This window comes from Bacillus sp. L_1B0_5 (genome assembly GCF_000836715.1).
In the GTDB taxonomy this organism is placed as follows: Bacteria; Bacillota; Bacilli; order Bacillales; family Bacillaceae_G; genus Bacillus_A; species Bacillus_A thuringiensis_S.
The window spans coordinates 1-1996 of sequence record NZ_JXIS01000074.1; the positions used below are offsets into that span (position 1 = coordinate 1).

Below are 1996 nucleotides of genomic sequence, written 5' to 3' on the forward strand. Positions count from 1 at the left end.
GGCGGTTGTACTTGTGTCCTTGGACATCGCTTGATATTCAGCACGTAACATAGCTGTACGTTTCTTGGCTGCTTCCATTTGAATTTCAAGCTTCTTCTTTTCAGCAAGAAGTTTATCAGTCATCGTCGCATCTTGGCCCATTGCTGCAATATGATTTTTATATTCTTTCGCTGCATTATTCATAACCATATTGATTTGCTTCAATGTATTTGCATACTGAACCTGACCATCCATTTTAAAATTAAGGACGACGTTCCTTTCTTTACTATTCCCTGGCATTTTCTCACCTCATTTCTTATAGGAATGGTGTTTGATCTAGCGTGTAGATTTGTTTTGGTTTCTGCTCATGTAATGCATCTGGATTGTTGTATCTGAGATGCATAATGAACTGTTTTAGAAAATGTGCCGGTGTGATTTTCCAAAAGTCATCCATACTTAAACCAAGCAATGTATTACCGACATAAAAATAAAAATCCCAGTCCAATTCGGACTGAGATTCCTCGTTTTTAGTCAGTATGTTTTTTACTTTTTTTCTTGCTTCAGCTTCTCCATATCAGAAGTTTGGAAAGTTTGGCCACTGAAAATTTCGTATACAACGATGAAGATATCAGGTAAATCATTCATAGGAATGGCACCTTTCAATTCAGCTAATGTACATTCTGTACCGCCGCTACGTACCATCGCATAAATTAATGCACGCATCAATTTCGCTTCATTTTCTCCCAGGCTAAATTGACCTTTTCCTAACATATCATTCATTTCTTTTTCAAATTCATGATAAGGTGTTCCATACGCCTCTTCCACATAAGGAAAAGATTCAAAAGTAAAAACAACAGGGATTGTAACACCCTGTATTTTAATACTATTTCTAGTTATATTAACGTTAACTAAATCACTTAAACGTGCCATACTATCACTCCTTATTTCCCTGGCGTCGATGTTCCACCAAGTTGTGTTAATTGAGATTCATCACAAATGACTTGTTTTAAGAAATCTTCAGCTTTAATTCCTTTTGCCTCTGGATCACCAGTATCTAATTCAGCTTGTGTTACGTCATTAAATAACAATGGATCTGCTGTAATTGTGTAAGCAATGTCATCCACAGTCATTTCATCACCTTGTGTTTTCCAAGATTCTTCTACTGGAGCAACTGTACATTTTGGGTACCAACGTAATATTTTTGTTCCATCATTTAAAGGAAATACAACACCTACTGCGAACTTTGGGTACGCCTTCGCCTTCGCTGTTTCAAAAGACACGCCCTTTTTACGTGTTTTGGCAAAGATTTTATCTTTTACTTCACGATTTAGACCAGCAAGATTAAAAGCTAATCCAAACGCTGTATTTTTGACAATGTTAATAATTTTTTTGTTAGATGCCCACTTTGTAAAATTAGTAGAAGTAGTGGAAATCGTTAAATCAGAAATGTTCGTTTGTCTATAAACGATATCCTCATAAGTTGGTAGTGCACTAGAAGTTTCATTTCCCTTCATCAAGCACAGATATAAATCTTCGATCCCTACCGAATATTGAATTTCTTTATTTTCAACTGTCATGTATATCATCCTCACATTCTATCTATTATTTTTTGTGCCATAATATCAGCAATTTTGTCACCTTCTGCATCAAAGGTATTCTGAACAAAATGTTTCCCTTTCACACGGCCCTTACCATTTGCTTTTTTATGACCATGTTCAACTAAGTACCAATACCAAGCTTCATCTTTAAATTCCACAGATACACGATCATCTTTTACAACAATCTTTAGACTATCTCTTAAATGTGTCCGCTTGTTTTTACTGGATGCTTTAATTTTTGGTTTTAATTTACTCGCAAAATACTTCGCTGCTTCGTCTAACACATCCAAACTTACTTTTTTATTCACCCGTAATAGCGTATTAATATCTTCTAAAGCTTCAGAAAAGCCATTGTTATTTGAAGCCATTACTGGATACACCTCACATACGTTATAAACTGCGTGATAGTGTCGTCATTC

At 35.5% G+C, this 1996-nt stretch carries 5 protein-coding genes; all 5 read right to left on the bottom strand.

Going from position 1 to position 1996, the window contains the following annotated elements:
- On the bottom strand, window positions 1-279 hold a 279-nt coding region (locus tag RT27_RS22095), incomplete at its 3' end, for a hypothetical protein (protein WP_043937531.1).
- A gap of 16 nt (window positions 280-295) precedes the next feature.
- Window positions 296-484, bottom strand: coding sequence for a hypothetical protein (locus RT27_RS22100; protein ID WP_006927278.1), 189 nt, complete (start codon window positions 482-484; stop codon window positions 296-298).
- A gap of 38 nt (window positions 485-522) precedes the next feature.
- Window positions 523-909 (bottom strand): hypothetical protein, encoded by a 387-nt coding sequence (locus tag RT27_RS22105; RefSeq protein WP_000113348.1) that lies wholly within the window; start codon window positions 907-909, stop codon window positions 523-525.
- A gap of 11 nt (window positions 910-920) precedes the next feature.
- Window positions 921-1556 (bottom strand): major tail protein, encoded by a 636-nt coding sequence (locus RT27_RS22110; protein WP_000215489.1) that lies wholly within the window; start codon window positions 1554-1556, stop codon window positions 921-923.
- 11 nt (window positions 1557-1567) lie between these two features.
- Window positions 1568-1945 carry an HK97-gp10 family putative phage morphogenesis protein gene (locus RT27_RS22115; protein WP_043937533.1) on the bottom strand — a complete coding sequence of 126 codons (378 nt, stop codon included), beginning with the start codon at window positions 1943-1945 and terminating at the stop codon, window positions 1568-1570.
- Window positions 1946-1996: the final 51 nt, after the last annotated feature.

Bases quoted from the DNA above. Each gene is read 5' to 3' on its own strand.
- RT27_RS22105 (WP_000113348.1), bottom strand. From the start codon at position 909: ATGGCACGTTTAAGTGATTTAGTTAACGTTAATATAACTAGAAATAGT.
- RT27_RS22110 (WP_000215489.1), bottom strand. From the start codon at position 1,556: ATGACAGTTGAAAATAAAGAAATTCAATATTCGGTAGGGATCGAAGAT.
- RT27_RS22115 (WP_043937533.1), bottom strand. From the start codon at position 1,945: ATGGCTTCAAATAACAATGGCTTTTCTGAAGCTTTAGAAGATATTAAT.